The organism is Candidatus Methylomirabilota bacterium (genome assembly GCA_036001065.1).
Classification (GTDB): domain Bacteria; phylum Methylomirabilota; class Methylomirabilia; order Rokubacteriales; family CSP1-6; genus MNEF01.
Genome location: DASYUQ010000116.1, coordinates 64,398 through 88,144, shown reverse-complemented (window position 1 = coordinate 88,144; position 23,747 = coordinate 64,398). Strand labels below are relative to the sequence as shown.

At 70.9% G+C, this 23,747-nt stretch carries 23 protein-coding genes; 5 read left to right on the top strand and 18 right to left on the bottom strand.

The annotated features are described in order from the left end of the window. Positions 1-197: 197 nt before the first annotated feature. The 5 genes from VGV13_11190 to VGV13_11170 form a co-directional block, all read right to left on the bottom strand. A complete protein-coding gene (locus tag VGV13_11190) occupies positions 198-671 on the bottom strand; it encodes a zf-TFIIB domain-containing protein (protein HEV8641651.1) in 474 nt (157 codons plus the stop codon). A gap of 13 nt (positions 672-684) precedes the next feature. Continuing rightward, positions 685-951 (bottom strand): GIY-YIG nuclease family protein, encoded by a 267-nt coding sequence (locus VGV13_11185; protein ID HEV8641650.1) that lies wholly within the window; start codon positions 949-951, stop codon positions 685-687. 135 nt (positions 952-1,086) lie between these two features. Then, positions 1,087-1,833 carry a GNAT family N-acetyltransferase gene (locus tag VGV13_11180; protein ID HEV8641649.1) on the bottom strand — a complete coding sequence of 249 codons (747 nt, stop codon included), beginning with the start codon at positions 1,831-1,833 and terminating at the stop codon, positions 1,087-1,089. Between the two features lie 23 nt (positions 1,834-1,856). Beyond that, a complete protein-coding gene (locus VGV13_11175) occupies positions 1,857-3,008 on the bottom strand; it encodes an acyl-CoA dehydrogenase family protein (protein ID HEV8641648.1) in 1,152 nt (383 codons plus the stop codon). Positions 3,009-3,031: 23 nt separating this feature from the next. Continuing rightward, positions 3,032-4,396, bottom strand: coding sequence for an MmgE/PrpD family protein (locus VGV13_11170; protein HEV8641647.1), 1,365 nt, complete (start codon positions 4,394-4,396; stop codon positions 3,032-3,034). Between the two features lie 23 nt (positions 4,397-4,419). On the opposite strand from VGV13_11170, the gene VGV13_11165 reads away from it, so the two are divergent. Beyond that, complete coding sequence (locus VGV13_11165) at positions 4,420-5,031, top strand: hypothetical protein (protein ID HEV8641646.1); 612 nt, start codon at positions 4,420-4,422, stop codon at positions 5,029-5,031. On the opposite strand, the gene VGV13_11160 is transcribed toward VGV13_11165, so the two are convergent. Then, positions 4,997-5,842, bottom strand: a complete 846-nt coding sequence (locus VGV13_11160) for an NYN domain-containing protein (GenBank protein HEV8641645.1) — start codon at positions 5,840-5,842, stop codon at positions 4,997-4,999. The two genes, VGV13_11165 and VGV13_11160, sit on opposite strands and share 35 nt — an antisense overlap. A 243-nt stretch (positions 5,843-6,085) precedes the next feature. Between VGV13_11160 and VGV13_11155 the strand changes: the two genes are divergently transcribed. Further along, complete coding sequence (locus tag VGV13_11155; protein ID HEV8641644.1) at positions 6,086-6,292, top strand: hypothetical protein; 207 nt, start codon at positions 6,086-6,088, stop codon at positions 6,290-6,292. Between the two features lie 82 nt (positions 6,293-6,374). On the opposite strand, the gene VGV13_11150 is transcribed toward VGV13_11155, so the two are convergent. Continuing rightward, a complete protein-coding gene (locus tag VGV13_11150; GenBank protein HEV8641643.1) occupies positions 6,375-6,761 on the bottom strand; it encodes a retropepsin-like aspartic protease in 387 nt (128 codons plus the stop codon). Positions 6,762-7,368: 607 nt separating this feature from the next. Between VGV13_11150 and VGV13_11145 the strand changes: the two genes are divergently transcribed. After that, entirely contained in the window at positions 7,369-9,255 is a 1,887-nt protein-coding gene (locus tag VGV13_11145; protein ID HEV8641642.1) for a DUF169 domain-containing protein, read from the top strand. 188 nt (positions 9,256-9,443) lie between these two features. On the opposite strand, the gene VGV13_11140 is transcribed toward VGV13_11145, so the two are convergent. Next, entirely contained in the window at positions 9,444-9,809 is a 366-nt protein-coding gene (locus VGV13_11140) for an RNA-binding protein (protein HEV8641641.1), read from the bottom strand. 411 nt (positions 9,810-10,220) lie between these two features. On the opposite strand from VGV13_11140, the gene VGV13_11135 reads away from it, so the two are divergent. After that, entirely contained in the window at positions 10,221-10,997 is a 777-nt protein-coding gene (locus tag VGV13_11135) for a hypothetical protein (GenBank protein ID HEV8641640.1), read from the top strand. Between the two features lie 142 nt (positions 10,998-11,139). Beyond that, the gene (locus tag VGV13_11130; GenBank protein ID HEV8641639.1) at positions 11,140-11,583 is read left to right on the top strand and encodes a hypothetical protein; all 444 of its coding nucleotides are present in this window, start codon (positions 11,140-11,142) and stop codon (positions 11,581-11,583) included. Positions 11,584-11,666: 83 nt separating this feature from the next. Here the strand turns inward: VGV13_11130 and VGV13_11125 are convergent, their stop codons facing one another. From VGV13_11125 to VGV13_11080, 10 genes are all read right to left on the bottom strand, one after another. Continuing rightward, entirely contained in the window at positions 11,667-13,019 is a 1,353-nt protein-coding gene (locus VGV13_11125; GenBank protein HEV8641638.1) for a sigma-54 dependent transcriptional regulator, read from the bottom strand. Continuing rightward, positions 13,016-15,028, bottom strand: a complete 2,013-nt coding sequence (locus VGV13_11120; GenBank protein ID HEV8641637.1) for an ATP-binding protein — start codon at positions 15,026-15,028, stop codon at positions 13,016-13,018. Before VGV13_11120 ends, VGV13_11125 begins: the two co-directional genes overlap by 4 nt. Continuing rightward, positions 15,025-16,644 carry a D-aminoacylase gene (locus VGV13_11115; protein HEV8641636.1) on the bottom strand — a complete coding sequence of 540 codons (1,620 nt, stop codon included), beginning with the start codon at positions 16,642-16,644 and terminating at the stop codon, positions 15,025-15,027. The genes VGV13_11120 and VGV13_11115 overlap by 4 nt, the downstream gene beginning before the upstream one ends. A gap of 7 nt (positions 16,645-16,651) precedes the next feature. Continuing rightward, entirely contained in the window at positions 16,652-17,956 is a 1,305-nt protein-coding gene (locus VGV13_11110) for an amidase (GenBank protein HEV8641635.1), read from the bottom strand. Positions 17,957-18,028: 72 nt separating this feature from the next. Continuing rightward, entirely contained in the window at positions 18,029-19,879 is a 1,851-nt protein-coding gene (locus VGV13_11105; GenBank protein ID HEV8641634.1) for a bifunctional homocysteine S-methyltransferase/methylenetetrahydrofolate reductase, read from the bottom strand. After that, a complete protein-coding gene (locus VGV13_11100; protein HEV8641633.1) occupies positions 19,863-20,387 on the bottom strand; it encodes a shikimate kinase in 525 nt (174 codons plus the stop codon). The genes VGV13_11105 and VGV13_11100 overlap by 17 nt, the downstream gene beginning before the upstream one ends. Before the next feature lie 113 nt (positions 20,388-20,500). Next, the gene (locus VGV13_11095; GenBank protein ID HEV8641632.1) at positions 20,501-20,683 is read right to left on the bottom strand and encodes a hypothetical protein; all 183 of its coding nucleotides are present in this window, start codon (positions 20,681-20,683) and stop codon (positions 20,501-20,503) included. Positions 20,684-20,765: 82 nt separating this feature from the next. Continuing rightward, complete coding sequence (locus VGV13_11090; protein HEV8641631.1) at positions 20,766-21,788, bottom strand: AI-2E family transporter; 1,023 nt, start codon at positions 21,786-21,788, stop codon at positions 20,766-20,768. Continuing rightward, positions 21,785-22,975 (bottom strand): CoA transferase, encoded by a 1,191-nt coding sequence (locus VGV13_11085; protein ID HEV8641630.1) that lies wholly within the window; start codon positions 22,973-22,975, stop codon positions 21,785-21,787. Before VGV13_11085 ends, VGV13_11090 begins: the two co-directional genes overlap by 4 nt. Continuing rightward, positions 22,972-23,700, bottom strand: coding sequence for an enoyl-CoA hydratase/isomerase family protein (locus VGV13_11080; protein ID HEV8641629.1), 729 nt, complete (start codon positions 23,698-23,700; stop codon positions 22,972-22,974). The genes VGV13_11085 and VGV13_11080 overlap by 4 nt, the downstream gene beginning before the upstream one ends. Positions 23,701-23,747: the final 47 nt, after the last annotated feature.

Here is a 23,747-nt window from a genome sequence, read left to right as displayed (position 1 = left end):
CCTTGTCCTGAGTCGGCCCCTCGGGGTGGGGTGGCCGGGCGCGCGGTTGGGTCGCACCCGGCTGGAGCTCATAGCGGCAGGCTAGTGCCGTTCCAACTTGTTGATACTAAATCTGTCCACGAACGACGTACACGGTGCCTTCCTAGGCGCGAATAGTTGGAACGGCACTAGCAGGCGCCGTGCTGGCGTTCTAATGTTCAGGAGCCAGCGATCCAGCGCTTGAGCGTCTCCAGGAACCCCGGATGGTCGAGGTAGTACCGGAAGCGCCGGAAACGATCTTCGGCTTTCAATTTGCGGAGGGCGCTCGCCTTCGTCTTCCGCATCAGTTCGAGAATCTGCCGCTCCTCACCCTTGTCGAGCCAGTAGCCGTGCGCCTGCTCGCAGAAGTCCAGTTCGAGATTGAAGTACCGGTAGCGGAACCGCTTCATCTGCGTTCCGCACCGGGGACAGGGCAGAGACGTCGCCACCCGCTCGAAGACAAGCGTGCCCTTCCACTCGTCAACGTCGAACGCCCTGTCTTCCAGCTCGTCGAGCTCGTGATGGTCGAGCCACATTCCGGCACAACGGGGACACCGCTCGACCTCGGTCCCCGCCAGGCGCGCGTCGACGAGGGGGACCCGGCAACGTGGGCACGACAGGGGTGGCCGGGATGTTCGCGCAGCGACAGTCACGTCGAGAATGAACCTAGCGCCGTTCCAACTTGTTGGTACTAAATCTGGCCAGGAACGACGCGAGGCGGTTGCGCAAGAAGCGTTTACCCTTCCCCGTCTTCAAGGACCGTTCCCGGCGAAACGCATCATCGCTACTCAGGCCGACCTCGTAGTACACGAGTACCAGTGGCCGTCGGTAAGCGGTCGCGCGCACCTTTCCGTCAGCGTGCAGCTTGATTCGGGTGCGGAGGTCGTGCGTCGTTCCGGTGTAGGGCCGTTGATCTCGATCACTCCGCAACACGTACGTGTAGTACACGGCGCCTCCCTTGGCGCGAATAGTTGGAACGGCACTAGTGCCGTTCCAACTTGTTGATACTAAATCTGTCCACGAACGACGTACACGGTGCCTTCCTAGGCGCGAATAGTTGGAACGGCACTAGGTGGCGATGGGGTGATGCATCCAGACGTTGGGATCCTCGTAGCGCCCCTCGTCCCGCTCGCGATCGACCACCACCGGCTGGAGCGCCCCGGGGACGATGTAGGGGCCGCTGTCGGGAAAGACCATCTCGGTCCACTCCTCCCACTGGGCGACCGTCCCCACGATGACCAGGGTGCGGGGCGCGACGCGCACGATCTCCCCGCCCAGTCGCCAGTGAGCGCGGATCCAGGGATCGAGCGGCGCGCCGTCCCCCCGCGTCCAGCGCACGTAGCGCTCCATCGGCGTCAACGCGTAGCGCGCCTTCAGCGTCGGTCGCACGGGCGCGACCAGCGCGCCCAGCCCGTGCTGCCGGGCCACGGCGCTCATCGACTTCACGATTTCGCCGCCGAGCCCCCGCCCCTGGTCCTCCCCGCTGATCGCGGCCAGGGCGGAGAGCGCGGTAGGGCTGCGCCCGCCCTCGCGCGCGCTCACGGCGTTCTCGAGGACCCCGGCGATCGATTCCGGCAGGTCCTGGGGCCGGCCGTCCCAGACGAAGGGGACCGCGTGGCCGACGGCGAGGACGCGCTGGCCCTCGCACAGCAGGAGCTGGAAGTCGGCGAAGGTGGTGAAGAGCGACGGCCAGAAGCGGCCGCAGCCCAGCTCGTCGCGCTGGCGGAGGAAACGCGGCCACCCGGCGGCGGCGAAGCGCTCGAACTCGTCCTCCAGCTCGGGCCGCTCGCGGAGCGTGTAGGTCTTCAGCGGCATGCCGCCCTCGTCGCGCGAACGGCTCAGTACGGCAGGCTCTCGCGCCCCATCAGCTCGCGGGCGACGATGAGCTTCATGACCTCTGCGGTGCCGTCGCCGATCTCGAGCCCGATCACGTCGCGCAGCCGCTGCTCGAAGGGTAGCTCGTCGGTGTAGCCGTAGTGGCCGTGCAGCAGCAGGCACTGGTGGATGGTCTCCACGGAGAGCCGGGGCGCCCACCACTTCACCATCGCCGACTCCTTCGTGTGGGGCCGCCCATGATCGGCCAGCCAGAGCGCGCGGTAACAGAGCCAGCGGGCCGCGTCGATGTAGGTCGCCGCCTCGGCGATGGGGAAGGACACGCCCTCGAACTGCACGATCGGCTTGCCGAAGGCCTTGCGCTCCTTCACGTACGCCATCGTCTCCTCCAGCGAGGCCTGCGCCGCGCCCAGGCACGCCAGAGCGATCAGCACGCGGTTGAAGTCGAAGCCGCGCATGACCTGGTAGAAGCCGCTGCCCTCCTCGCCCAGACGATGGGAGGCGGGGATCCGCACGTGATCGAACGAGAGCACGGCGCGCCCGACCGCGCGGGCGCCGAGGTCGCGCAGCGGGCTCCGCGACACGCCGGGGAGGTCGAGCGGCACCAGGAAGGCCGTCACCCCGCGGGCCTTGGCCGCCGGGTCGGTGGTGGCGAAGAGCATGATGGCGTGAGCCACCATTCCCAGGCTGATGCCCGACTTCTCGCCGGTGATCACGTACTCCTCGCGTTCGCGCACGGCGCGGCAGACCAGGTTGGCGGCGTCGGAGCCCACGCTCGGCTCGGTGAGGCCGATGGCCATCACCGCCTCGCCGCCGATCGTCGGCGGCAGCCAGCGCTTCTTCACCTCCTCGGTCCCGTTGCGCCCGATGATCTCGCCGGCCAGGCCGGCCAGTTGCAGCCCGTAGGTGCAGCTGACGTCGCCGCGCGCGATCTCCTCGGTCACGATGCCCATCGTGACGAGGTCCGCCTCCTGGCCGCCGTACTCGACCGGAGCGCGGAGACCGAAGAGCCCGAGCTCCCCCATCCGCCGCCAGGCCTCCCACGGGAACTCGGCGGTCTTGTCCCAGTGCCGGGACCGCGGCGCCAGCTCCTTGCGCGCGAACGCGCGCAGCGTCCGGACCAGCTCCTCCTGCTCCAGGGTGAAGGCAAAGTCCATCGAGCGCCTCCCCAGCGCCCCGGCTACGCGCGGCAGAGCCGCATGAGGACGCCCACGTCCTCGAGCGCGTCGAGGTTCAGCGCCGCGCGCTCGATCTCGTCGACCCGCGTGGGCGGCAGGACGCGGGCGGCGTTGTCGCGGAACTTCTCGACGATCGCCTCCCGGCCGAGCGGCCGGTCGGGGCTGCCGCGGCCGTCCGGCTCGCGCGCTTCGAGGACCCGGCCGTCGCGCAGGCGCAGGCGCACCCAGCCCGGGAAGCCTCGCGGAAAGGGGGAGGCCGGATCGACCGCGTACGCGACTCTGCCGGCGAGGCTCAGGAGCCGCGCGTCGCTCAAGCGCTCCGGCGCGAAGGTGTCGAGCCCGACCCGGCCATCGAGCAGCGCCGCGGCCACGGCAAAGGGCAGGCTGAACTGGGAATCGTAGGCGGTGCGGGGCCGGAGCTTCGCCGCCCGCGGCTCGCACACGATGGGCACCTCGCCGGCGGCCACCAGGCATTCCACGGCGTCGATCGACTCGGGTGAGATGCCGTGGGCTCGCCGGAGGGCCAGTGCGCAGTCGAGGAACGCGTGCAGGTAGTGGCAGCACGGATAAGGCTTGAAGCTCACCCGCAGCGTCTCCCACTCGCGGCCCAGCGTCTCGAAGGGGCGCCGATCCGGCTCGACGCCGACGAACGTCCGGTAGAGCCCGAAGCGCCCCTCGAGGATGGTCGCCGGCCCGGAGAATCCGCCGCGGGCCAGCGCGCAGGCGACGAGGCCCGCGTGGGCGGCCCATCCCGCGTGCGCCCGCTTGCTCCAGGAGCCGTCCTCGTGGAACTCGAGCACGCCCGACGCGAAGCTTCCGGCCAGCCCCACCGCCGCCGTGAGGCGGGCCGCATCCAGCCCCGCGCACCGGCCCACCGCCAGCGCGGCGGCGAACGGGCCGCACACGGCCGTCGCGTGCCAGCCGCGCGCGTGGAACGCGCCGGGCGCGGCCATGCCCAGACGCGCGATCGCCTCGTAACCGGCGACGGCGGCGGTCACGAGCCTCCGCCCGTCGGCGCCCTCGCTCTCGCCCACGGCGAGCACGGAGGGCACCACCACGGCCGAGGCATGAGTGATCGAGGCGGCATGGGTGTCGTCGAAGTCCAGCCCATGAGCCAGCGTGCCGTTGGCCAGCGCGGCCAGGGGCGGCGCCGCCGTGACCTTGGCGCCCACGACCGTGCAGTCCCCCCGCCCTCCCCAGGCCTCGAGCGCGCCCCGCACCGCCGGCGCGAACTCGTGCGCCGAGGCGGCCAGGGCGATCCCCAGGATGTCGAGCGTCCGGAGCTTCACGCTCTCGACGACGGCGGGCGGCAGATCGTCCCAGGCCAGCCCGGCCGCGAAGGCAGCCAGGCGCTCCGCGAGGGTCATGCGGGCAATGATACCCTGACGCCATGCCAGCGTGGGCGTTGGCCGCGGTCCTGCTGCTCACTGCGGCATGCGCCTCGCCGCCGCGCGAATCTGGATCGGCGGAATCGGCACCGGCGCGCGCCCGCGACTTTCGATCCACCGATCTCCGCCAGCCCGCGCTGTTCGTGCGCGTGGTCCTGGCCACGCCGGGCGCCTTCAGCGATCGCGATCGCTCGACGCTGCCGGCCGCGTACCAGGGCGCGCTGCTGGAGGGTCTGAACGCGCGGGCCGTGCTGCCGCGCGACGCTCAGCTCGTGACGGAGGGAAAGCTGGACGCGCGCGTCGCCCTCGCCCGCGCCCGCGAGGTCGGCGCCGACCACGCGGTCCTGGTCGACGTGCAGGTCGAGCGCGGGGAGCCGATCTTCTGCCGCGAGGGCCGCCGGCCCTTCCGGACCGCCGCCGAGACGTGGGCGCCGGCGCTCCAGGTGCTCCGCGTGAGCGACGGCAGCACGCAGCTCGCGCTCTCGGGAGGGGCGCTGGCCATGACGGATCTGGAGCCCGACTGCGACGACCCTCGCGCGTCGCAGCGCCGCTCCCGGGAGGAGACGCTCACCGAGAGCGTCAACCGGTTGCTGAGACGCCTTCTGGGCTCGTAGCCGCCCGGCTCCGGATGGCCCGCACCGAGCGTCCCTCGGCGTCGGTGGCCTCGAACTCCTCGACGAGGCCGGCGTCGATCATCTGCTGCACCAGCGCCTCGCGCTCGGGCCCCGCCGGCGGCAGCAGGTGGGACCGCCAGCGCATGACAAAGTAGCCCCGGCCCACGTGCGGCAGCCGCGACTCCGCGCGCTGCAGCTCGGCCAGCATCCGCTCGGTCGCCTGGCCCGCCGACGGCCGCAGGGCGCGGGAAGGCTGAACGCGGGCGCGCTCCACGCGGAACGCGCCCAAGCCCTCGCTCAGGTGGATGTGGCCGAAGCAGCGCACGCGCAGATCCTTCGAGAGCTCCTCGGCCGACCAGGTGGCGACCCACACCTGCTTGCCCAGCGCGTTGACTGCCTCCACGGCGGGGACGAAATCGTCGTCGCCCGAGACCAGCACGGCGGTGTCGTAGGCGCCGTGGGCCGCGAAGTGGATGAGGTCGGCGACCAGCCGCGTGTCCACCCGCTTCTCCGTCGTGTACTCGTAGTCGGCGCCGCAGGCGAAGCAGCGCCCCGAGCGCCGGACGCGCGGCTCGCGCTTGACGAAGTACCCGGGCCGCAGCTCCAGCCCCTTGAGGAACGCCTCTACGAGCGGCGGCGCGTCCGGCGTGACGCCGACGTAGTAATAAGCGCCGCCGAAGGTGGCGGTGGATCCGCCGACGGCGTGGGTGATCCAGAGCGCGAGACGATCGTAGTCGACCCGGATAGACTCGTCGAAGCGGAGCAGCGAGCGGTAAAAATTCCCGCCGTCAAAGAAAATCGAGACCTTCATCCGGCGCTCCCGATGCAATCCCAGCGAGGGAGGTAATGGTGGACGATACTGGACTCGAACCAGTGACCTCTCTGGCATGTGAGGCCGCTGGCGTCCCTACACGGCTGCGGAGCGTAACAGACAAACCCCGAAGATTTCAAGGCGTCGTATCGCGCCAAGTACGCCCTGCGCCTCCTCAACGGGCCGGCACCCGGCGGGGCCCGTCCTCGGCGTCGGCGGCGCCCGGTCACGTATAACCCGGCCGTGATCCAAGCGCTGACCACCATCTGGGAAGCGGCCGGCTACCCGTGGTCGGTGCGGCTCAAGGCGTTGCTGCCGGCCTGGCTGCCGTGGGCCCGGCGCCGGCTCACCCTGTCCCCGGTCGTGTGCCGGCAGCTCCAAGCGATCAGCGCCCGGCAGATCGATCGCCGGCTCGCGCCGGCCAAGCGGCAGCGGCGCCCGCGCCGGTAGCAGAAGAACTGGACGCACGTCCGCAAGCTCGGGGGCTATCTCCGCTAGACACGCCGGCCGCCGTCGTGGCCCTCAACGACCTCTACCGCCACGAGCTGCGGCTGTTCCAGAACCTGTTCCTGCCGTCGGTGACGCTCCGCCAGAAAGGGCGCGTCGGGGCGCGCCAGGCAGTCCAGGCCGCGGGTCGGAGGTGGAGCTGACGCCGGCCGGCGTCGAGGGGGAGGCGGTAATGGGCGAGGAAGGAGTTGCCGAGGATGCCGTCGATCCCGGGGCCGGGATCGTGGACGACGATCGGGACGTCGCGCAGCTCGGCGCTGCCGACGCGGAGGGACGACAGCGTCGGGGCGGCGCCCGCCGTCTGGCCGGCCGGCGTCTGCAGCTCGATCACCCCCAGCGCTCCGAGCGCCGGCAGCCCGAGCGCGGTGGCGAGCCCCGGCGCCACGATGGTGAAGCTGGAGCCGGTGTCCACGATGAAGCGCGCGCCGCCCGCTGGCCGTCGAGGACCACCGACGCCACCCAGACGCCGCGCGACGGCTCGACGGGCACTGGGGTCTCGGTACCGGTGACCTGCGCGGGGCCCCGTCGAGGCGCGACAGCCCCTCCCGGGCCAGACGGGCGATCTCGACGGGCGGGCTGAGCAGGAGGACGAGACGGTAGGCGTCCGCGGCGGCCTGGGGCTGGCCGCGGCGGGCCAGCGCGGTGGCCCGCCGGTAGTGCAGGAGCGGGTTATCCGGCTGGAGCGTGACGCCGTGGCTCCACTGGCGCAGGGCCTCGGCGTAGTCGCGCCGCTCCCAGGCGGCCAGGCCGAGCCCGTGGTGGTTCGCCGGGGACGGGGTGGCGGCGAAAGCCAGCCACTGGCCGATGAACACGCCCAGCGCGAGCGCGAGCGAGCGCCGCATGCCAGGCGCTCACGCAAATGCCACACCGGGGCCGACCGGGCCCTCCACCCCTCCGCCCTGCATCGCACGCGTCAGAGATGGGTACGTCGTCGCGGGCCGCGGGTGGCAAGAGATTGCGACGCTGTGCGCCGGCGTAGTACGCTCAGGCCGCGACTCAGCCGTTTCCCAGGAGGTCCCATGATCGACGTCAAGACCGCCGACCGGGAGCTGCAGACCTACATCCGGCCCCAGACATTCCCCGTGGCGATCCGGATGCTGCGGCCCGGCGAAGAGATTCCCGAAAAGGCCAAGCGACCGGCGCGCGACTTCAAGAAGCTCAGCATGAATTGCCAGGTCATCGACATGGCCCGGCGGTACGGCTGGATGATCGCGCTCACCCGGGAGGACCACATCTGCTCGCTGGGCATCGCCGCGCTCGGCTTCGAGAAGCCCACCCACCTGCACAACTCCGGCACGCTCTGCGAGGGCATGTACACGGAGACCAAGGAGGCCGGGCAGCGCTCGGAGGCGGCGGTCGACAAGTTCGCGCCCGGGGAGTACCACACGCTGCTGGTGGCCCCGCTGGACCGGGCCCCGTTCGAGCCCGACCTCGTCTGCGTCTACGGCAATCCCGCCCAGATCATGCGGCTGACCCAGGCCGCCCTCTGGAAGGGCGGGGGCAAGCTCGCCTCGGGGTTCTCGGGACGCGTCGTCTGCTCGGACATCATCGTGACGACCATGCAGACCGGGCGCCCGCAGGTGATCCTGCCCTGCTCCGGCGACCGCATCTTCGGCCAGACGCAGGACCACGAGATGGCCTTCACCATCCCCTGGCGCCAGATGGAGGAGGTCATCGAAGGCCTCCGGGGCACCCACGCCGGCGGCATCCGCTATCCGATCACGCAGTTCATGGAGTACGAGGCCAAGCTGCCGCCCCGGTACATGGAGGCCAACCGCGTCTGGGACGCCCAACGCGGCCGGTCCCAGTACACGGGGCGCGAGCGGGTCGTCGCCGCCTACAAGCGCTCGTTCGCCGACTGCGTGCCCACCTATCCGATCGTCGCCTCCTTCGCCGGCACGCTCGACGGGCTCTCGATCGAGGAGTACTGCACCAGTGTGCCCAAGGCCATCAAGGCGATGCTGAACTACCACGAGCGCTACCAGCCCGACGTGGTGCTGGCCTACAACGACCTGGCCAAGGAGGCCGAGGCCTTCGGCTGTCGCGTGAAGTACTCGGATTACGTCGTCCCCTCGATCGATGCCCACGTGCTCGCCGAGGACAAGGCCAAGCTCGCCAAGCTCCCGATGCCCGATCCGTACCGGAGCTGCCGCCTGCCCGGGTTCCTCGAGCAGTGCGAGGCGCTCGTCAAGGCCAAGCCGCCGACGGCCATCGGGGCCGTCGCGGTCGGCCCCTGGACGATCGCGATGCTCATGCGAAATCCCGAGTTCATGCTGCTCGACACCTTCGAGGACCCGCAGTTCATCCACGACCTGATGCGGGTCACCACCGACTTCTGCAAGCTCTGGGGGGACGCGATCGTCAAGACCGGGATCGGCCTCAGCTTCTCCGAGCCCACCGCGTCCATCAGCCTGATCTCGCCGGACAATTACAAAGACTTCATCGCGCCCTACCACAAAGAGCTCGTGGAGTATTTCAAAGCGAAGAAGGTCGGCGTGACGACTCACATTTGTGGAACGACGTATCCCATTTACGAGGACTTGATCCAGTGCGGCTTCACCACCGTCTCGTTCGATCTGGACCAGCAGTCCGACCCGAAGCTCCACGTGGACCAGCTCGAGCGGTTCATACAGGTCGCCCGGGGCCGGGCGGTGGGCATCGGCAACGTGGACGCCACCCGATTCGAGAAGACGACGAAGGAGGCGATGTACGCCGACGTGAAGCGGTGCATCGAGACCGCGGCCCGGCGCTCGGCGTTCATCCTGTCGACCTCGTGTGAGATTCCGCCGCGCTCCGACCCCGAGGCCGTCAAGTGGTTCATGGAGGGGGCGCGCGAGTACGGGCGGTACGACCGGCTGTTCGACACCGCCGGCCCGGTCCCGCCCGCGGCCGGGGCGCCGGCTTAGAGCCCCAGAAGCACGAGGGGGCCAGCCGGTCCTTCCGGCTGGCCCCGCGGCTGTTTGACGAAACCGTCTTACGAAACCGCCTACCGTCCGATCACTTCACCTGTTCGTTCCCGCGCGTCTCGGACTCTCTAGATCCGCTCGCCTCGGACCCCGGGGCCCCAGCCCCCCTGGCCGCCCTGCGGCTCGCACTACCACCGCACCGGCTTGGAGGGCCGGTGCGCGTAGCCGCTGTCGCGGCCGCCGCCGCCTCCGCCCGGACGGCGGCCGCCGCCGCCGCCCGGCCGACCTCCGCCGCCGGTGCGCGGCGCCTGCGGATTAGAGATCTCGACGATGATGCGCCGACCGTCCAGCTCACGGCTGTTCAACTGCGAGATCGCGTTCTGAGCCTCTTCGGCGGATCCCATCTCGACGAACCCGAAGCCCCGCGACTGGCCGGAAAAGCGGTCGGTGATGACCGTCGCGGACAGCACATTCCCGCACTGAGCAAAGAACTCCCGGAGCCCTTCGCTGGTCGTGGAGTACGAGAGACCACCGATGTAGAGCTTGGCTGCCATGTGACTCCTCCTCGAACTCTCTTCCCTACCTGACGACACGCCCCGCGGACGGAAGAGAGCAGCCTCGGAGGCGAGGTCCGACCCTGACGGCAGACGGCTCAAGTGTACACGGGCCGGTCACGGGCGCAAGAGCCCGCCGCCGTCGACGCGTCGCCCAGGGTCGCACGCGGTGTCGTCAGCCCAAAGACCGCGACGACGGCGGCGCCAGCTCGTATCTCCTTTTCGACTGACGTACAACGGCAGCCGCGATGTCGAAATGGCAGGAGACGGCTCCGCTAACCTCTTAATTCTATGCGCAATCCACTCGGCACACCTCTTGCGCTCCAACCGGTGCGGTGCGTTGAGAAGCGCGTGGGGCGGCAGAGAAGGATGCCGAACCGACGGCGATTCTCAGACAAGGAGGCATCGGCCATGTTCATGCGGCGGATCTCGACAGCGATGATCGGATGTGCCTTTCTCGCTGTTGCTCTCGCCAGCCCGGCTCTCGCCCAGGGACCCGGGGGGCGCGGCACTTCCGGAATGCCAGCGGCACGGGGCAACCCCTTCGTCGCGTTGCAGGCCCAGATGGCGACATGGCAGATCCAGCTTACGGCGTTGCAGACCCAGCTGGCGGCGTTGCAGGGCCAGCTCGCGGCGCAGACCACCTTGCAGAGCCAGATCGATGCGTTGAAGACACGCATGGCCGAGATGGGAACCACCGCGACGGTCTACGAGGTATACGATGGCCAGGGACGAAGGGTCGGCCAGATCGTCGGCGTCGACCAGTTGTCGTTGACGCCCGCGGTCGGGCTGACGATGAAGGACGACACCACGCTGAAGAACTACACGTTCGCCCTCAAGGTATTCCCCGAGCGTCTGGAGGGGAGCCCGTTGCTGTTCTCGGCCGGGGGATGCGCGGGGACGCCGCTCATCATGCCCACGTCCATCGACTCCAGTCACCCGTCCTATGCGATGTCGGTCGCCGCGCTCGTGGATGTCGTGGTGGATGTGAAGACGGGCGCAGTCGATCCCGTCAAGAAGGTTCTCTACGTGTCGGAGCCCGGAACGAAGGGGCAGACGATGCCGGTCCTATCTCGGCTGTTCCCCGACGGCACCACGTGCCAGACGCTGAACACCAGTCGATTCGTCGTGCCGGCCGCCGCGCGGCTGATCGACATGCCGTACACGACGCCGTTCAGCGTGCGGTAGGACAGATTCCGCCAGGACGACGCCACGGGCGCCGAGCAGACCTCGGCCCCCGTGGCGCGCTCCTTTCGCCGCTCACGGACCAAACAGTTTATACTTCGACAAGCGGGCTGTTCAATTTGACCGGGATGAGGAGGTACTCATTATGCGGTCGTATCGGGCATTGATCCTCGCCCTCTTTGCTGTTGGCGCTCTGCTGTCCGCCCGCACCGCCGGAGCGGAGGAGAAGGCTCCCCAGCACATTCGGGCGGCCCACACGTTCCTCATGGCCTGGGGCAATCAGCGGTGGGACGAGCTGCGGACCGTGGCGGCCGACCAGGTGACCGTGAGAGTGGGTGACAAGGCCTTCACCCTCGAACCGGCCAAGCAGAAGTCGGAGGTCAGCCTGGTGTTCCCCTTCAAGGGGCTGTCGACCGTTCGCGTGGATGAGAAGGTGAAAGGCATCACGGTCGACGAGATGGGTTTGAAGCTGGGCGACAACGAGATGCGGGGACCGGGAACGATCACGTTGAAGGAAGAGGGTGGGGAGTTCCGGGTCATCGGAGTGTCCGCCGGCGCGCCCCAGCCCGGAGAGAAATCACCCCGCTGACGTCCTCACCCGGCGCCGCCGGTCAGGGGGTTGCAGATCGCGGCGGCGCACCGCCCGATCTGCAACCCGGCCGCCGTGTTCCCTTACCGCCACTCCTCCGGCGTGATCAGGTAGTCCAGGATCTTCCGGTAGAGCGTCTTGGGGTCGATCTCGAGGAGGGCGGCGGCCTTACCCCGATGCCCGCCCACCTGCCGGAGCGTGGTGACGATATGCTGGCGTTCTATCGCCTCGAGACTTCCGACCAGGGGCGCCGCGGGCGGCCCGCCCCCGCCCCGGGCCTCCGGCGGCAGATCTTCGGGCTGGATCTCGTCCTCCTTGGCCAGGATCACGGCGCGCTCGATCGCATGCTGCAGCTCTCGGACGTTGCCCGGCCACGAGTAGGCTTCCAGGCACGCCAGCGCGGCGGCGCTGAGCTGTTTGGCGCCGTAGGCGGCGTTCGCCTCCAGGAAGTGTCGGGCGAGCAGCGGCACGTCCTCGCGCCGCTCGCGCAGCGGCGGCAGTTGCACGGTGATGGTGTTGATCCGGTAGTAGAGATCCTGCCGGAACTGGCCGGCCCGCATCGCCTCGGCGAGGTCGCGATTGGTCGCGGCGACGATCCGCACGTCGACCCGGCGCGCCCGGGTTCCGCCGACGCGAAAGAAGGTGCCCGTCTCCAGCGCGCGCAGCAGCTTCACCTGGCTGTCCGGCTCGATCTCCCCGATCTCGTCCAGCAGGAGCGTGCCACCGTCGGCCAGCTCGATCAGGCCGGGCTTGGCGGTGACGGCGCCCGTGAACGCGCCCTTCTCGTGGCCAAACAGCTCCGACTCCAGCACCTCGCGGGGCAGGGCGCCGCAGTGGATGGGCACGAAGGGGCGGTCGGTCCGCGGGGAGCGCTCGTGGATGGCGCGCGCGACCAGCTCCTTGCCGGTCCCGCTCTCGCCCAGTACCAGGACCGACGAGTCGGTGGGCGCCACCCGCTCGACGATCCGGAGCACCTCCTGCATGCGCGCGTTCCCGGTGAGGATGCCGCTGAAGGGCTGGGCACCGGGCGCGTGAGCGCGCAGCGCAACGTTGTCGCGCAGGAGCTGACCCTTCTCGGCCGCCTTGCGGATGAGGACGTCCAGCTCCTCGATCCGCGTGGGCTTCGTCAGGTAGTCGTAGGCTCCGAGCTTCATCGCCTCGACGGCGGTAGCCACCTCCTGGAACCCCGTCATGACGATGACCTGGGGTGACTCCGCCAGCCCGGCCAGGTCGCGCAGGACCTCGATCCCGGCCTTGCGCGGCATCTTCATGTCGAGGACGACGACGTCGTAGGCGCTCTCGCCCAGACGCGCCAGCGCCGCCTCGCCGTCGGCCACGCCCTCCACCTCGTGGCCCTTGCGGGCGAGCTCGCGCACGACCAGCTCGCGCAGATTCTTCTCGTCGTCGGCGACCAGCACGCGGATGGCGCGCTTCACGCCGGCAGCACCACGCGGAAGATCGACCCCTTGCCCACGCGCGAGGTCACCTCGAGGCGCCCGCCGTGATCGGTCACGATGCCCTGGGCGATCGCCAGCCCGAGCCCGGTCCCCTGCCCCGGGGGCTTCGTCGTGAAGAACGGGTCGAAGATCCGCCCCAGGATCTCGTCGGGGATGCCCGGCCCCTCGTCCTCGAGCTCCACCTCGATCTCCCCCCGCCGCCGGCGCGAGCGGATCCGCAGCGTTCCATCGCTGTCCATCGCCTCCAGGGCGTTGGCGGCGATGCCCAGGAACACCTGCCGGAGCTGGCCCTCGTTGGCGGTGACCGCCGGCAGCTCGGGATCGAGCTCGGTGGCGAACCGGCGCCCCCCGAACCGCGACTGGTGCGACAGCAGCTCGATCGTCTTCAGCACCAGCGCGTTGAGGTCGGTGGGCCCCCGCCGGCTCCCGGGCTCCCGCACGAACTGCAACAGGCTCCCGGTGATCTCCTTGCAGCGGTAGGTCTCCTCCTCGATGAGACCGAGGTAGTGGCGGAAGTCGTCGATCTCCGGCGTCCGCGCCAGCACCCCCTCGCGCGTCCGGGCCAGCAGCGACTCGGCGCAGCCGGCGATCGTGGCCAGCGGGTTGTTCAGCTCGTGAGCGACGCCCGCCGCCAGCCGGCCGGCCGTGGTCAGGCGCTCGGTGAGGAGCATCTGCCGCTCCAGGCGCTTGGCCAGCGTCACCTCCTCGACGAGGAGCACCAGGTGCTCGACGGCCGGCTCGATGGGAGCCGCCGTCAGCCGGAGGATCTTCGTCTCGCCCCCGATCACCATTTCATCCTCGAGCGACTCGACCCGCCGCGCCGTCAGGGCACCCTCCAGGAAGGCGCGGAGGCTTTCGCCGCGCGCGGCCGGCACCAGCTCGCCGAGGGAGCGGCCGCCCGGCTCGCCGCAGGCCAGCACGCGTCCCCCTTCGCGGTTGCCGCGCACGACGCGCAGGCCGGCGTCCAGGACGAACACGCCGAGGGGCAGGGTCTCCAGGACCACCTCGACGAAGCGCTTCTGGGCGTCGAGCTCGCGCGTGCGGGCGGCCACCATGCCTTCCAGCTGCTGGTAGAGGCGCGCATGCTCGAGGGCGATCGCCGCCTGATCGGCGAAGGCCAGCAGCAGCTCCTCCTCGTCGGCCGAGAACCGGTGGACGTCGCGGCGTAACACGGTGATCGCCCCGATCGCACGCTGGCCGACCCGGAGCGGCGCCGCCAGCATCGAGCGGAACCCGCTGGTCCGGGCCAGGTCCGGGTAGCGCACGCGAGCATCGCTGTAGAGATCAGTGCTCTGGACGGGCCGGCGCTCGCTGACGGCGCGCCCGGCGATTCCTTCGCCCTCCCGGAGGCGGATCTTGGTGACCATCTCCTGGGGGAGATCCAGGGAGGCGACCGCCATCAGCTCCTCCGTCGCGGGATCGAAGGTCATGAGGCTGCACGACTCGACGCCCAGCACGCTGCGCGCCTCGGTCATGATCACGCGGATCGTCTCCTGGACGTCGAGGCTCGCCGTCACCGCGCGGCCGGCCTCGAGCAGCGCCCGGGTCTCTCGGGCCCCCCGATGCAGGCGCCAGACCCGCGCGAGGGCGCCGCCTAGCTCACCCTGGAGCGCCGCGGGTAGCGACGCGCGGCGCAGGCGCCCGACCAGGAGCAGGTGGCCGCCAGGGTTGCGGCGTGAGGCTAGCGGCGCCCGGAGCTCGACGAGGGTGCGTCCGACATCCGGGGGAACGACGCGCGCGAGGCGGAGACCGCGCGCCGGACGCATGGCCAGGCGCTGCCGGAGCCAGTCGTCGAGCGCGTCGGGCATCGCGGCCCGTTTGGCGGTGACGACGATCGCCCCGGCTCCGCCCGAAGGAAAGGCGAGCAAGCCAGCAACGGCGCCGCTGATCCCGAGCAGCCGCTGGAGGGTTTGCCGCAGCTCGTCCTCCATCGAGGCGGCGGTGCCGAGCTGGGCGAGCAGATCCCGGACGGCGCGTCCGATCTTCACGGCAGGCGCAGCACCTTACCCGGTAGGCTGCCCGTGTGCTCGCCGTCCCTGATGACGAGGCGGCCGTTGACCAGCACGTGCTCGATGCCCACCGGGTAGCGATGGGGGGCCTCGTACGTGGCCCGATCGGCGACCTTCTTGGGGTCGAAGACCACGAGATCCGCCCGGGCGCCGACCCTGATCGCGCCGCGATCCTTGAGCCCGAGCCGGCGGGCCGGCAGCCCCGTCATCTTGTGAACGGCCTGCGGCAGCGTGAGGACGCGCTGCTCGCGCACGTATTCGCCGAGCACGCGGGGAAACGTTCCGTAGCTTCGCGGATGCGGCTTGCCCTCTCCCAGCTCGCCGTACGGCGCCAGGGACGAGCCGTCGGAGCCGATCATCACCCGCGGGTGGGCCAGGGCGCGCCGGAGGTCGCCCTCGTGGAGCTGGAAGAGGATCATGGAGGCCTTGCCCGCCTCCTCCACGATGAGATCGATCGCCGCCTCGAGGGGCTCCACGCCACGCGCGGCGGCGATTTCCGAGAGCCGTCGGCCCTCGGCGTCCTTCCGCCGGGGGCAGTAGGCGATCATGATGTTCTCCCAGCCGATCCGATCCAGCAGGCTCTGCCCGGTCACCGGCAGCTCCAGCTCGCGCCGGATTCGCGCGCGGACCTCGGCGTCGGCGAGGCGCTTGAGCATGGCGTCGATGCCGCCCTCGAGCGCCCAGTCGGGTAGGAGCGCCCGCAGCGTCGTGCTGGAGGCCGTGTAGGGATAGACGTCGGCCGTGACGTCGAGGCCGTCGGCGCAGGCGGCGTCGATCAGCTCGAGCGCCCGCTCCACCTTGCCCCAGTTCGGGCGGCCCGCCGCCTTGACGTGGCTGATCTGGACCGGCAGGTCGCTCTGGCGGCCGATCCGGATGGCCTCGGCGACGGCATCGAGCAGGGTCGCGCCCTCGCCGCGGATGTGGCTGGCGTAGATGCCGCGGCCCCGGGCGGCGCGGGCGAGCGCGACGATCTCGTCCGTCGTCGCGTAGGAGCCGGGCGCGTAAATCAGGCCGGTCGAGAGCCCCCAGGCGCCGTCCTCGGCGGCCGCGCCCAGCAGGCGCTGCATGTAGGCCAGCTCGGTGGCGGCCGGCGGTCGCCGGGCGAACCCCATGGCGGCGACGCGCAGGGTGCCGTGGCCGACGAGCTGGATGACATTGACCGCGGTGCCGTCGACATCGAAGGCGTCCAGATACTCGCGGACCGAGCGCCACCGGAAATCCATGTTCCGTGGCAGGTAGAGGGCGAATCCCTTCAGGTCGTCGAGGTGCTCGGTGGCGACGGGCGCCGGGGAGAAGCCGCAGTTGCCGACGACCTCCGTCGTCACGCCCTGGCGGATCTTCGACTCGGCGCGGCGATTGGCCCAGAGGCGCCAGTCCGAATGCGAGTGCATGTCGATGAAGCCGGGCGTCAGCACCCTTCCCGCGACGTTGACGGTGCGCCCGGCCGACTCGCGCGAGAGGTCGCCGACGGCGGCGATCGTCTCGTCGCGAATGCCGACGTCGGCGCGGCTTCCTGCCGCCCCGGTGCCATCGATGACCGTCGCGCCTTCGAGCTTCAGGTCGAACATCATCCTCGGAGGGGGGCGCTCGAACACGCCAGCATCAGAGCGCGGGAGCGCCCGTGAAGCGCAATGCGTCTTCGCTCCACTGGGCGACGGCCAGCAGGCCCGCCTCCCCGTCGGCGGCGGTCACGAGCTGAAGGGCGTGGGGCAGCCCCGAGGGCGCCAGCCCGCTGGGCAGGCTCACCGCCGGCACGCCGGCGTAGCTCCAGGGGGCGCAGAGCGAGCCGTCGCCGGTGGAGCCCAGACCCGCCGGAGCGGGCGCCGGCGCGGTCGGGACCAGCAGCGCGTCGTGGGCGGCGAGCAGGGGCATGACCTCGTCGCGGAATTTCAGGCGCGCACGATTGGCGCGCACGTAGGCCGTCGCGGTCCGGCGCAGCCCGGCCTCCACCAGCGCGCGCATCTCCTTGCCGTACTCGCCAGCGTGCGCCCGAAACGCTTCCTCGTGGTAGGCGGCGGCCTCGGCCTCCAGCACGGCCAGCCCGGCGGCATGAACGTCGGCGAAGGAGGCAGGCAGCTTCGCCTCCACCACCGCCGCGCCGGCGCGCGCGAACCGATCGGCGGCCGCCTGGATCTGCGCGGCCACCGCCGGCTCGCAGCGCGCGAGCAGCTCCGGCACCAGCGCCAGCCGGGGCGAGCGCGGGGGCGCGGCGGCGAGCTCCCGACCCACGAGGACGCCGAACGCCAGCGCGACGTCCGCGACCGAGCGGGCGAAGACGCCCACGTGATCGAGCGACCAGGCCAGCGGGATCACGCCGTCCACAGCCACGAGCCCGTGCGTGCCCTTGAGGCCGACCACGCCGCAGTAAGCCGCGGGGCGGAGGACCGAGCCGACGGTCTGGGAGCCGAGGGCCAGCGGCAGCATGCGCGCGCCCACGGCGGCGCCCGAGCCCGCCGACGAGCCGCCGGGCGTGTGGTCGCGGTTCCACGGGTTCCGCGTGGGCGCCGGGTCCCGGTAGGCGAACTCGGTCGTCGCCGTCTTGCCGAGGATGATGGCGCCGGCTGCGCGGAGACGCGCTACCGCGGTGCCATCGCGCGGCGGTCGCGTGTGAGCCCACGACCGGGCGCCTCCGGTCGTCGGCATGCCGGCGACGTCGAAGATGTCCTTGATCCCGACGGGCACGCCGTGCAGCGGCCCCAGGACCCGGTTCGTCTGCGCCTCCGCCTCCCGCTGGCGGGCCAGGGCCAGGGCGTCGGCCTCGTCCACGTAGACCCAGGCCTTGAGCTCCGCGTCGAGCGCCCTGATCCGGCCCAGGCACGCCTCGACCAGATCCACCGGCGAGAGCTTTCCTTCGCGGATCCGGCGCGCCGCCTCCCGCGCGCCGAGGCGCGTCAGGTCTGTGTTCATAGGCTCGCCTCGGACGCGGGGGGCCCAGCCCCCGGCCGTCCTGCGGCGCGCACCTCACCTGCGGCTCGCGCTTCAACGGAGGGCATCGAGCACCTCGGCGACCACCTCGAACCGTCCGAACGACGGCATCAGGTATACGCCGTCGTACCGTCGGCGGATCTGCTGGACCAGCCGCTGCGCCATCTCGACGCCGACCCGCAGGGCGCTCTCCCCTGCCTCTCTGAGCCGCGCCCGCACGTGGTCGGGGATGGTGATGCCGGGCACCTCGTTGTGCAGGAACTCGGCGTGGCGGGAGCTGTGCAGCGGCAGCACACCGACCAGCAGGGGGACGGGGGAGCCGCCCGCACGCTCGAGGAAGCGGTCCAGCGACTCTAGCTCATAGACGGGCTGGGTTTGCACCCAGCGCGCGCCCGCCTCTACCTTGCGCTGAAAGCGCTCGATCTCGCGCGCGGGGTCCTGGGCGGAGGGATCGAGCGCGGCGCCGACACAGAAGGCGGTGGGCTCGCCGATGCTGTTGCCGGTCGCGTCCTGTCCCTCGTTCATCCGTCTCAGGATCTCCAGGAGGCCGATGGCGTCGACATCGAAAACCGCCGTGGCGTTGACGTAGTCTCCCGTGCGCGGTGGGTCGCCGGTCATGGCCAGGATGTTGCGGATCCCCAGCGCGTGGGCGCCGAGCAGGTCGGCCTGGATGCCCATGAGGTTCCGGTCGCGACAGGTGAAGTGCATGTTGATGTCGAGCCCGGCCGCCTCGCGCACGAGAATCGCCGTAGGCAGGACCGCCATGCGAACGCGTCCGAGCGAGCCGTCGTTGATGTCGGCGATCTCGACGCCGCGCTCCTTGAGGAGCTTGGCGCCCTGGATCAGCTTCTCGACCGTGTGGCCACGGGGAGGATCCAGCTCGACGGTGACGATGAATTCGCGGCTCTCGAGCTTGCGCCCCAGCAGCGTGGGCGCGGCGGTCGTCCGCAGGCCGGGCGTCTCGACCGCCTCGCGCAGCCGCACGCTCACCGCCGGGCGGTCCTGGTACCGCCTCACCGTCGTCTTGCGGTCCAGCACCGTCCGCATCGCCGCGATGTGCCCCGGCGTGGTGCCACAGCAGCCGCCCACGATGCGGGCGCCCACCTCGAGCATCCGCCCGGCGTAGTCGGCCATGTAGGCGGGCGACGAGAGGTACATGAGCCGCTCGCCGATCCGGCTCGGCAGGCCGGCGTTGGGCTGGATGGAGAGCGGCACCCTCCCGGCCTCGGGCAGCATGTGCTCGAGAACCTCGAAGAGGACGCTCGGGCCTACCGAGCAGTTGGCCCCCAGCGCCTGCACGCCCAGCGCGCGCAGCGTGCGCGCCGCCTCGGCCGGCGAGCGCCCCGTGAAGGTGACGCCCTCGTCGGTGAACGCCATCTGGGCCACGATGGGCAGATCCGTGACCGAGCGGATGGCCTCGATGGCCAGCGTGATCTCGGTGAGGTCGGAGAAGGTCTCGACGATCAAGGCGTCGACGCCGCCCTCCAGCAGCGCCTCGGCCTGCTCGCGGAACGCGGCGCGCGCCTCCTCGGGCGTCAGCGAGCCCAGCGGCGTCAGGTACTTGCCCAGCGGCCCCATCGAGCCGAGCACGAGCACGTCGCGGCCCATGCTCTCGCGGACGTCGCGGGCGAGCTTGACCCCGCGCAGGTTGATCGTGCGCACGTCGCCGGACTGGCCGTGCACGGCCAGCTTGAAGCGGTTGGCGCCGAACGTGTTGGTCTCGATGCAATCGGCCCCGGCGGCGACGTACTCCGCGTGCACCGATTGCACGAGCCGGGGATTGTTGAGGTTGAGCAGGTCGAAGCAGGCGTCCATCGGGACGCCCCGCGCGTAGAGCAGCGTGCCCATGGCGCCGTCGCACAGGAGCGGCCCCTCGGCCAGCCGGTGGCTAAACGCGTGCGGCATGACCCTGACGCAGGGCGGAGAGCAGGCGCGCGACGACCTCGTCGGGGCCGAGGCCGGTGGTGTCCAGGGCGAGGTGCGCCCGGCGGTAGTAGGGCTCGCGCGCCCGGTAAAGGGTCTCGATCTCGTCGAACGAGCGCGCCGCCAGCATGGGCCGTTCGCCGTCGCGGCGCGCGCGCTCGTAGAGCTCGCGGAGATCGCCCCCCAGCCACACGACGGTGCCCCGCTCGGCGAGCGCCTCCATCCGCCCGTCCCGGCACGGGAAGCCCCCACCGGTGGCGATGACGTCGCCCGACTTCAGCGCCAGGAGCTCGAGGGCCTCGGCCTCCAGCTGGCGGAACCGTTCTTCGCCGGCCTGGCGGAAGATCTCGGCGATCGACCGGCCCTCGCGCGCGACGATCATGTCGTCGGTCTCCACGAAGCAGCGGCCGAGCCGGCGCGCCAGCAGCCGGCCACACACGGACTTGCCCGCGCCCATGAAGCCGACCAGGATGATGTTGTCCCGGCGCATCGTCCCCGCATCGTATCAAATTACCGGGCCGGCGGAGAGGTGGCGGCCGGCGCTCACCACTGTCGCGAGGTGGGTCGTGCGAGTCGCGCTCCCGCCCGGCCGTGATGGTCAGGTCAGCGAAGCAACCCTTGCTTCCCCAGCTTCTTGGCCAGTTCGTAGATATCGGCCTTTTCCCCCGCCTTTCGTATCCCTACCGCCGCGATAAGGACGATCACCTCCCTGCGATCAACGCGATAGAGGATTCGGTAGCGCTGGCCGATCACACGGAGGCTGCGAAACCCGGCCAACTCGCCCACCAGTGGCTTCCCACATCGAGTCAAGCCCGCGTGCGAGGCTGCCGATCTCGCCACGGAAGTCACGACCTCCTGGTCTACGCCGCTACTCGGCGCGGGCCCGCTGAGTGGGTCTCAGGTAAAGGGCACGGACGAGCTCCCATCCGGCGGCCAGGAACGGGACCGCCACCAGAGCCCCGATGAGGCCGGCCAGGTGAACCCCGGCGAAGAGCGCCAGCAGCACGGCCAGCGGGTGCAACCCGGTGGCGCGCCCGACGAAGTGGGGCGCCAGGAGCTTGCCCTCCAGGAGGTTGGTCCCCCAGAAGAGCGCCGCCGTCACCACGGCGAGAGTCAGTGATTCGTTCAGGGCCGAGATGATGCCCAGCACGGCGGCCACCAGCGAGCCCACGAACGGCACGATGTTGAGCACGGCCGCCAGCGCGCCGATCAGCAGGGCATAGCGTACGCCGAGCAGCCCGAGACCGACGGCGAGCACGGCGCCCACGCAGAGGCTGGAGGCGATCTGGCCGCGCACGTAGCCCCCGATGCGGTCGAGGACGGGCCTGGCCAGCGCCGCCCCGTGGGCGCGGTACGTGGGGGGCAGGAGCTGCAGCAGGCTGGCGCCGATGTGGCCGGCGTCGATGACCAGGTACGCCGCGATCACGATGATCGCCAGCACGCCCACCACGAAGCCCACGACCCCGGCGGTCACCGCGAACGTGTTCGCCACCAGCGTACCCGCCAGACCCTGGAGGTCCTCGGGCTTGGGGGTGGGCAGCGAGGCACCCCAGCGGAGGAGAAAAACGTCCACGCTGCCGAGCCAGCGATTGACGTTGTCGAGGAGGCGCGGGAGCTGCTCCAGGAACTGAGTCCACTGCTCGGTCAGCGCCGGCCAGAGCAGGCGGCCCATCAGGGCCAGGACGGCGGCCACCCCCAGGTAGACCGCGAGGACCGTCACGCCCCTCGGCACCCGGTACCGCTCCCCGAAGCGAGCGGCCGGCAGGATGGCCGCAGCGACGATCAGCGCGGTGAAGGCCAGGAGCCAGATCTGCCAGGTATGGAGGACGAACCAGACGACGCCGACGACGCCGACCACCTGAAAGACCAGCGGCCACGGCAGCCGGGTCATGGGCCCAATGCGACGATCCCCGCCGCGGCCAGCCGCTCGATCTCGACGCGCGGCGTCCCCAGCTCGGCCAGGATCTCCGCCGTGTGCTCGCCCAGGCGCGGCGCCGGCCGCCGCACCGCGAAGGCGTGCGCCGACGAGCGGAAGGGAAAGCCGAGCATCCTGACCCGGCCGCACTCCGGCTGGTCCACCTCGGTGACGAGCCCCAGGTGGCGTACCTGTGGATCTTCGAAGACCTCGTCGAGCTCGTAGATGGGCCCGCAAGCGATGGACGCCTTCTCGAACCGCGCCAGCCATTCGGCGGTGGGGGCGCCGGCCAGCGCGCGCTCCACCCGCGCCCGGAACTCCTCACGGTTGGCCAGGCGCGCGTCGTTGGTGGCGAATCGCGGATCGCGCGCGAGCGCCTCGTCGCCCAGGGTCGCGCAGAAGCGCTCCCACTGGTCGGGGTTCATCAGCACGATGTTGATGAGCCCATCCTTGGTCGCGAAGGCTTCGGCGGGCGCCAGGTTCGGGTTGCGATTGCCCTCGCGCCGGGGGCGGCGACCGCCCTCGGCGAAGAAGTGCGCGATCGGGTCGGGCAGCAGCGCCAGCGAGGAGGCGAGCAGGTTGACGTCGAGGTGCTGGCCCTGCCCCGTGCGCAGCCGGTGAACGAGCGCCGCGTTGATGCCCCCGAAGGCCAGAAACGCCGCCGCCAGGTCCGCCACCGAGCCGCCGACCTTGGTGGGCGGATCCCCGGGCATCCCGGTCAGGGCCATCAGGCCGCTCATGCCCTGGGCGATCGAGTTGTAGCCCGGGCGGCGCGCGTAGGGGCCGGTCTGACCGAAACCAGTCACGGAGGCGTAGACGATGGCGGGGTGGGCGGCGCTCACCGCCGCGTAGCCGATGCCCAGCCGGTCCGCCACCCCGGGCAGGAAGTTCTCGATCACGACGTCGGCGCGTCGGGCGAGCTCGAGCACGACGCGCGCGCCCTCGGGCTGCTGAAGGTCGGCGGCCAGCGACCGCTTGTTCCGGTTGATGGAGGCGAAGACGGCGCTCATGCCGGCGCCGCCGTGCCAGTGGCGCAGATCGTCGCCGCGCCCCGGCCGCTCGACCTTGATGACGTCGGCGCCGAGGTCGCCCAGGAGCATGGCGCAGTAGGGCCCGGCCACCACGCGGGAGAGGTCGAGGATGCGGAGGCCGGCGAGGATCACTCGCGCTCGAGAAACCCTTCGGTCATCGCGTTGGCCTCGGGGATCCCGGTGCGCGCGATCGCGTTGATACGCGCCTTCACCTCGGCCAGCGCCCGGAAGGGCTTGGCGGCCAGGCGCTCGGCGAAGGCGCGCACCTCCTTCTCCAGCCTCTCGCCGGGGACGACGCGGTGGACGAGCCCGAGCTGACGCGCCTCCTCGGCGCTGTAGCGCCGGCCCTCCATGATGATCTCCTTGGCCCGGGCCGGACCGACGAGACGGACGAAGCGCGTGGTGGAGGCCACGCCGAGGGGCACGCCCAGATCCACCTCGGGGATCCACAGCTCCGCCTCGGCGGCGGCGACGCGGAAGTCGCAGGCCAGCGTCAGCCCCCAGCCGCCGCCCACCGCATGGCCATTGATCATCGCGATCGTCGCCTGCTCGAGATTCTCCAGCAGCGTCGTCGCGCGCTCGAAGAGCCGCCGGAACTGGCTCCGCGTGCGAAGGAAGACCTGGCGCCGCTCCTCCTCCGACATCGCGCTCTTGAGCCGGGCATCGGCCCCGGCCGAGAAGACGGGCGGCGCTCCGGTGAGAACGACGACGCGCGCGCTGGCGTCGTCGCGCAGCTCGGTGAAGGCCGTCACCAGCTCACCCAGCATCGCGTCGCTCAGCGAGTTGCGGCGCTCGGGACGATGCAGGGTGACCGTCGTGATGCGACCGTCGCGGACGACCGTGACGTTGTCCGCCATGACGGGCCGGACCGTAGCACACGCCTGCTGGTCGTCGCAACCGCGCC

Coding starts and splice junctions, on each gene's coding strand:
- VGV13_11135 (HEV8641640.1), top strand. CDS start 10,221: ATGTTCATGCGGCGGATCTCGACAGCGATGATCGGATGTGCCTTTCTC.
- VGV13_11080 (HEV8641629.1), bottom strand. CDS start 23,700: ATGGCGGACAACGTCACGGTCGTCCGCGACGGTCGCATCACGACGGTC.
- VGV13_11170 (HEV8641647.1), bottom strand. CDS start 4,396: ATGACCCTCGCGGAGCGCCTGGCTGCCTTCGCGGCCGGGCTGGCCTGG.
- VGV13_11090 (HEV8641631.1), bottom strand. CDS start 21,788: ATGACCCGGCTGCCGTGGCCGCTGGTCTTTCAGGTGGTCGGCGTCGTC.
- VGV13_11130 (HEV8641639.1), top strand. CDS start 11,140: ATGCGGTCGTATCGGGCATTGATCCTCGCCCTCTTTGCTGTTGGCGCT.
- VGV13_11145 (HEV8641642.1), top strand. CDS start 7,369: ATGATCGACGTCAAGACCGCCGACCGGGAGCTGCAGACCTACATCCGG.
- VGV13_11110 (HEV8641635.1), bottom strand. CDS start 17,956: ATGAACACAGACCTGACGCGCCTCGGCGCGCGGGAGGCGGCGCGCCGG.
- VGV13_11180 (HEV8641649.1), bottom strand. CDS start 1,833: ATGCCGCTGAAGACCTACACGCTCCGCGAGCGGCCCGAGCTGGAGGAC.
- VGV13_11160 (HEV8641645.1), bottom strand. CDS start 5,842: ATGAAGGTCTCGATTTTCTTTGACGGCGGGAATTTTTACCGCTCGCTG.
- VGV13_11105 (HEV8641634.1), bottom strand. CDS start 19,879: ATGCCGCACGCGTTTAGCCACCGGCTGGCCGAGGGGCCGCTCCTGTGC.
- VGV13_11165 (HEV8641646.1), top strand. CDS start 4,420: ATGCCAGCGTGGGCGTTGGCCGCGGTCCTGCTGCTCACTGCGGCATGC.
- VGV13_11140 (HEV8641641.1), bottom strand. CDS start 9,809: ATGGCAGCCAAGCTCTACATCGGTGGTCTCTCGTACTCCACGACCAGC.
- VGV13_11100 (HEV8641633.1), bottom strand. CDS start 20,387: ATGCGCCGGGACAACATCATCCTGGTCGGCTTCATGGGCGCGGGCAAG.
- VGV13_11175 (HEV8641648.1), bottom strand. CDS start 3,008: ATGGACTTTGCCTTCACCCTGGAGCAGGAGGAGCTGGTCCGGACGCTG.